Source organism: Clostridium sp. (assembly GCF_016650095.1).
Classification (GTDB): Bacteria; Bacillota; Clostridia; order Clostridiales; family Clostridiaceae; genus Clostridium_AD.
On sequence record NZ_JAENWL010000190.1, the window covers coordinates 1 to 6,882 of the forward strand.

At 35.4% G+C, this 6,882-nt stretch carries 7 protein-coding genes; all 7 read left to right on the forward strand.

Going from position 1 to position 6,882, the window contains the following annotated elements:
• A partial coding sequence (locus JJE11_RS11625; protein WP_291635757.1) for a S49 family peptidase occupies positions 1 to 522 on the forward strand: 522 nt, incomplete at its 5' end.
• Between the two features lie 400 nt (positions 523 to 922).
• Positions 923 to 1,699 carry an IclR family transcriptional regulator gene (locus JJE11_RS11630; protein ID WP_291635759.1) on the forward strand — a complete coding sequence of 259 codons (777 nt, stop codon included), beginning with the start codon at positions 923 to 925 and terminating at the stop codon, positions 1,697 to 1,699.
• 108 nt (positions 1,700 to 1,807) lie between these two features.
• Positions 1,808 to 2,389: a flavin reductase family protein gene (locus JJE11_RS11635; protein WP_291635761.1), complete on the forward strand. Its 582-nt coding sequence runs from the start codon at positions 1,808 to 1,810 to the stop codon at positions 2,387 to 2,389.
• Between the two features lie 66 nt (positions 2,390 to 2,455).
• The gene (locus JJE11_RS11640; RefSeq protein WP_291635763.1) at positions 2,456 to 3,583 is read left to right on the forward strand and encodes a DUF917 domain-containing protein; all 1,128 of its coding nucleotides are present in this window, start codon (positions 2,456 to 2,458) and stop codon (positions 3,581 to 3,583) included.
• A gap of 58 nt (positions 3,584 to 3,641) precedes the next feature.
• Positions 3,642 to 4,595 carry a sugar ABC transporter substrate-binding protein gene (locus JJE11_RS11645; protein ID WP_291635765.1) on the forward strand — a complete coding sequence of 318 codons (954 nt, stop codon included), beginning with the start codon at positions 3,642 to 3,644 and terminating at the stop codon, positions 4,593 to 4,595.
• A gap of 80 nt (positions 4,596 to 4,675) precedes the next feature.
• Positions 4,676 to 6,190 (forward strand): sugar ABC transporter ATP-binding protein, encoded by a 1,515-nt coding sequence (locus JJE11_RS11650; RefSeq protein WP_291635767.1) that lies wholly within the window; start codon positions 4,676 to 4,678, stop codon positions 6,188 to 6,190.
• On the forward strand, positions 6,190 to 6,882 hold a 693-nt coding region (locus JJE11_RS11655), incomplete at its 3' end, for an ABC transporter permease (RefSeq protein ID WP_291635769.1). The genes JJE11_RS11650 and JJE11_RS11655, both read left to right, overlap by 1 nt.

Consider the following 6,882-nt stretch of genomic DNA (forward strand, 5'->3'; position numbering starts at 1 on the left):
ACAGGATCTATTGGGGTTACTATAGGTACACTGTTCGATTTTTCTCAGCTTCTTGAAAATTACGGGGTGAAATCTAAAACGATAACCTCCGGCCCCAATAAAGCGATGGGTAGCAATTATGATGAGCTTACACCAGAACAATTGGCTATATTTCAGAGCCTGATTGATGAAGCGTATGCTCAGTTTACGGGTATAGTTGCCGAAGAAAGAGAAATGGATATAGATACTGTAAAAAAAATTGCTGATGGGAGAATTTATACAGCAAAGCAGGCACTTGAAAACGGCCTTGTTGACAAGATTGCAAGTTTCGATGATGCCAAAGCTGACATGATTTCAGAATATGGTTTGGAAAACTGTGATGTAATTGATTTAGAATACACCGACAATTCTTTTTTTGGAACATTATTCGGGAAACTAAATATCAAATCAATAAAGCAGACCAGCGATTTAAATGTTCTCATGAAAATTGTGGAAGATAATAATTCGTTCCCGGTCAGCTATATGTGTGAGGCATTACAATAATTCTGCCACTATACTTAAATGAATGAATTGAAAATATCACTGAATGATTTTATTGCGTTGCTTTGAATGAAAAATTAAATTCCACAAAGTAAAAAGAAGAGTTTGTGAAAGGTTAAACGCCATTTTGCAAGCTTTTTTTGGCGTCATATTTTGCAAAAAAAGTGGTATAATAAAGGTGTGATTGAGAGAATTTGCAAATTTTGCATAGCAAACAAGCCACGAATTTATGAAGAAGTAAATGCCGTTATTTTATTTAAAGAGTGGAATTTAGTATTGCATTCAAGGAGCAAAATATTTAATAAAATAGTACTTTACAAATCACTTTAATTGATTTATTATAGTAAATATAAACTGGAACAATGTGCCGCAATGCGGTACGAGCCATACGAGAGGTATTATTATGAGTAATTTAGATAAAAATTTTGTCCAGTCTGTTGATAAATCTATTACTATCCTTGAAGCTCTATCAAAAGAGAAAACCGGACTTGGTGTAACTGAGTTATCTAATTATACAGGTTTTCCTAAGACTACTGTCTTCAGACTTTTATTTACATTGATGAGTCGGGGTTATGTAGAAAAAGATATTAACAGCGATAGGTACCTATTGGGCATTAAAATCCTTCAACTTGGGAGCGCCATCCTTGACAGATTAGATCTTCGTTCAATTGTGCGTCCTTATATAAATGAATTAGCGAAAAAAACCAAGGAAGTTGTACATCTTGCTATATTGGATCAAGGAGAAGCTGTATACATAGATAAAGAAGAGAGCTCAGAACACAGTATTAGAATGTTTTCCCAGATTGGTAAAAGAGGACCGATTCATTGTACTGGTGTTGGCAAAATACTACTGTCAGGATTAAGCGATGTGGAGGTTGAAAAGATTATTGAAAAAAAAGGTTTAAAAGGACACACAAAAAATACTATAACTGATTTTCAAAAGTTAAAAGAAGAATTATTAATGATTCGTAAAAATGGATATTGCTTTGATGAGATGGAACATGAGGAAGGTATAAGGTGTGTCGCTGCGCCTATTTTTGACCTGACAGATAGTGTTATTGCAGCTATAAGTTTATCTGGCCCTGTTTTTTTTGTAACTAAAGATCGAATGCCAGAATTGACTGAAGAAATCATCCGAACTGCTAAAGAAATATCTAGACAACTGGGTTACAATAGATAAAATTTACGACTATTAAAATTGTAATAGGAGAGCAGTCTTATGAAAAAAGAAATAAAAATTGAAGAACTTTACAAAAGTTTATTATTACTACAACCAAGCAGGCCTATTTTGTGCACAACAAAAAACAAGGATGGAACAGATCACGTTGCCCCTTTCAGCTGGATAACTCCAGTATCCCAAAAGCCTCCCAGAGTGGCAATGGCCCTTCTTAGCAAGCCAAATAAACAGCACAGCCTGGAAAACATTGAAAGAACTGGAGAATTTGTAGTAAATCTGCCTGACTTAAATATTGCAGAAAAAATGGTTGAATGCTCATACTCCACAAAATTCGGAGAAAATAAATTCGATCGGTCTGGATTCACTCGTATTCCATCTGCCAAGGTTGAACCAGTAGGGGTTGGAGAATGTAGAGCGCATCTTGAGTGCAAGGTGGTAAGCGTTCAAGACGCAGGTGACCATGCATTGATTATAGCTGATGTGATTCATGCACAGTATGACGACAAGGCATTCACTCCAGAAATGCTAATAAATACAACTGAATACGATCCTTGTATTCATATTCAAAGTTATAATCTTAATAATTCACAACTTCATTTATTTATGGAACCAGGGGGTTCTTATGCAGTTGAAGTGCCATATCCTACTGAAATTAACAAAGATGAAAGCGAAGGAGGTAATTGTGATAAATAGGAGTAGACTACAAATCGTTATTAACCAAATACAAAATCAAATTATGAAAGGAGGTGAAAATATATAATGGCACACAGAACTCTTAAAAAAGAGGATTTAGACGCACTGCTTATAGGCCTTGGAATACTAGGGACAGGTGGTGGTGGTGACCCTGAGTGGGGAAGGAAAATTATTGAAAATGATTTTTCTAAAAGTAGAGTATATGAAATAGTAGACCCAGAGGACGTGGAGGACGACGCATTTATTTGCAGTGGTGGCATAATGGGATCAGTTAAGACCTTGGAGAAAATGTCTTACGATGACATTGTAAATAATTGGGAAGAAGAATTTGTTCTTATTAAAGCATTCAGAGAGATGGAGAAGATTAAAGGAAGGAAGCTTGACTATATTGTAGCCTTTGAGGCTGGCGGAATGAATACCCCTGTAATTATGACTCTTGCAGCAAGAATGGGAATCCCCATTGTGAATGGAGATGCAGTTGGAAGATCTGCTCCGGAAACTCAAATGACAAGTTTTATAGGTCATGGTATATCCCTCAACCCAATGCCACTAGTAGATAATAATGGTAATACTGTTGTTGTTATGAATGCAAATGAAACTACATATGCCGATGAAATAGGCAGAATTGTAGTGACTAAAGGTGGTGGAATGGGAGGCAATGCACATTATGCAATGACTGGGAAACAACTTAAGGAAAGTTGCATTCCATATACAATAACAAGATGTATTGCAATAGGGAATGCCATAATTGAAGCTAATGAAAAAGGTACTGATCCTGTTGCGACTTTTAAAGAACTTGAAGATGGCGAAATTATCTTCAAGGGAGTATTAGAAAATGTAGAAGGAGAAGATAAAGGGGGTTTCTATCTTACAAATATAGAAGTTAAGGGTGTTGATGATTATAAAGGCAGCCTTGCTAAAATAGTTGTTAAGAACGAAACCATGGCAGTATGGGTAGATGGAAAAATAAGGTCAATATTTCCTGACCTTGCTTGTATTTTATATACAGATACAGGCAAAGGAATAATGAGTGTTGATCTTAAGCCAGGAATACATGTCTCAATAGTTGGAATGCAATGTCATGAAAGATTAAGAGCATGTATGAAAACTGAAATTGGAAGAAAAGCATTAGGTGGCTCTAGATATGGTTATCCCGAGCTTGAATATGTTCCAATTGAAGATTTGATTAAATAGAACATTATTAAATAATTATTGTTACTTAGGTTCAAAAAAAAATTTGGGAGGAATAAAAATGAAAAAGAAATTTACTGTTTTTATTGCGGTAGCTATTATGTTAAGTCTTGTATTTACAGGATGCGCAACTGCAACACCAGATACGACTCCAGCGGACAAAGTTTTTAAAGTAGGAATCAATAACTTTGGACAAGCAAACTTTTTTGCAAGAACTGGAAAAGCATCACTAGAAGATCAAATAACTAAAGACGGTGGTGAAGTAATAGCTACTGTAAATGCTGACGTTCCTGGAAGAGTAGCTTCTATCGAGAATATGATTTCTCAGAATGTTGACGCCATAATCATTCAAGAAGGGGATATCACACAGTTAGAACCAGTTCTTTTAGAAGCAAAGAAAAAGGGCATTATAATAGGTTCTATGGGTGCAGGGGATGCAGAATTTGTAGATGTATTTATTGAATCAAATGAGTCAGCTATGGGAGCGGAAGCTGCGAAACAAATGGTCGAGGCAATTGGTGGTAAAGGGAAAATTGTTGAAATATACAATGAAGCTGGATCTATGATTAGAGCGAGAAGAGCAGCAATGCATGAAGTGATTTCAACATATCCTGATATAGAAATTGTTGCTGGCTTTACATATGCTTGGCCCGATTTCTTCCCGGATGGAAAGTCAAAAATGGAAGCAATACTACAGGCGTATCCAAATCCTGGAGATATTGTAGCGGTATTTGCAACATTTGATGGAGTAGGACTCGCTGCAGTGCAGGCAATCAGAGAAGCGGGGCTTACAGATGAAATCATTGTTGTAGGTGTTGATGGCGACCCAGAAGCTTATAAGGAAATGGCTAAACCTGATAGTCCTTTTATAGCTACATTAGCACAGGATCCAGATACTATGGCTAGAACATTAGTAGACAATATGTTTGAATTGTTACGGGGAAATAAAATATCAGAAAGACATATTTATACTCCAGCTGTACTTATTACCAAAGATAATATACCAGAAGAATAATATATCAAAATTAATAATTATTTGGAATGGTAAGGTTCTAATTGCCATTCTAAATAATTTTAATCTGAGAAGGGGTAAAAATGGTAACTGATAATACAAAAAATGTTATTGAAGTAAATGGAATTAGTAAAGAATTTAATGGCGTTTGGGTTTTAAAGGATATAAATTTTGATTTAAAACCTGGAGAAATACACTCTTTAGTTGGTGAAAACGGTGCAGGTAAGTCAACATTTATTAAAATCCTTTCTGGTGTACACCAACCATCAGAAGGGGAAATGTGGATGGAAGGCAAACCAGTGTCCTTCAGCAATGTAAGACAAAGTGAATCTGTTGGGATACGAACTGTGCATCAAGAAGTAAACTTAATACCGTTTTTTCCCATATATAAAAATATATTTGTGGGCTCGGAAGAGAAAATTAAGCTGGCTGGGATAACCTATTTGGACGATAAGAAAATGAAAAAAAAAGCTAAAGATGTTATAAAAAGCTTAGGTATAGATTTTGATATAAACAAACCTACAATGCTATTGAATGCCTCGATGAAGAGAATTGTAGAAATAAGCAAAGTACTTATTCATGAACCCAAAGTAATAATATTTGATGAACCTACAACATCCTTGGGGCTGGATGAAAGAAAGAGGTTATTGAAGATTATTATTGGACTTAAAGAAAAAGGTCACAGTATAATATATATATCTCATAATCTAGAAGAAATAACTAGTATCTCTGATAGAATAACAGTTTTTAGAGATGGTATGAAAATTGATACAATGAGTGGAAAAGAGGCATCTATAGATAAGATCATTGCTATGATGTTAGGGGATAAGACATATAGTTGCTATATTAAGAAAGACAGTTACTATACGGATGAAGTATACTTTGAAGCAGCTAACATATACACAAATAGGCTTAAGGATGTAAGCTTCAAGTTAAGAAAAGGTGAGGTATTAGGAGTTGCTGGCGTAGTAGGAGCTGGTAAAACTGAAATTGCAAGGGTCATGTTTGGTATTGATAAACTTGAAAAGGGAACAATGAAGGTAAAAGGTAAAGATTACTCTCCAACTCCGCAAAATGCAATTCATTCAGGCATGGCCTTAGTGCCGGAAGAAAGGCAAGCAGAAGGTCTTATACCAAATTTTTCGGTTTTGCAGAACACGACGCTAACTTACCTAGATAATTGGAGCAGAGGCGGTGTAATTGACAATAAAAAAGAAATCAAAGTGGCAAATGAATATATTAATAAACTCTCAATAAAGACCACAGGACATTCGCAACTAATGAAGTTCCTTAGCGGAGGTAATCAACAAAAGGTCATACTTTCGAGATGGTTGAATGGTGGTTTTAGTATTGGCATCTTTGATGAACCAACAAAAGGGATAGACATTAAGGCAAAAGAGGATATTTATCATATGATTGAAAAACTAGCCAAAGAGGGCAAAACAGTATTAATGCTTTCATCCTATTTGCCAGAACTATTGTGCTTAAGTGATCGAATAATAGTCGTGCATGAGGGAGAATTAGTCGGCGAGTTCAATCCAAAAGAATCAAATGCCGAAGAAAAAATAATGAATGCAATGTTAGGAGGAGTGAAATGATGCCCTTTATTAAAGTGAACAAACAAGGCTTATTGAATTTTTTTAGAAAATATGGAACAGTATTGTGTGCTGTGATTATATTCGTTATATTTTCATTTGCCTCAGAAAACTTCTTTTCATCAGGAAATCTTTTAATGCTTTTAAGACAAATGAGTATGCTGACAATAATAGCTATTGGCTTTACATTTGTTATGGGTGCTGGTGGATTTGATATGTCAATAGGTAGTGCCGCAGGCTTGATAAACATCCTGTTTGCAGCCACTCTTTTTTCTACAAACAGCTTCTGGATAGCACTATTGGCAGCTTTATGTTGTGGTTTGGTAATTGGTCTGATAAACGGAGCTTTGGTTGCCTATATTGGATTGCCGGATTTTATAGCAACTTTTGCAGTTGGCTCGGTAATTTATGGAATAAAAATGCTTATTACGAAGGGGAGTCCAATGTTTTTCCCAGATAATGTTCCGGCTATCTCGCTCTTTATAGGGCAAGGATATATAGGGCCTATACCATTTCCAGTAATACTGATGTTTATATTTGTAGGTATTGCAATATTTGTATTAAACAAAACAACCTTAGGAAGAAGGATATATTCAATAGGTGGAAATCCAGTTGCCAGCATTTATGCTGGTATAAATGTTAAGAAATATCGACTAATCACGTTTATTATATGTAGCATGAGTGTATCTTTGGCA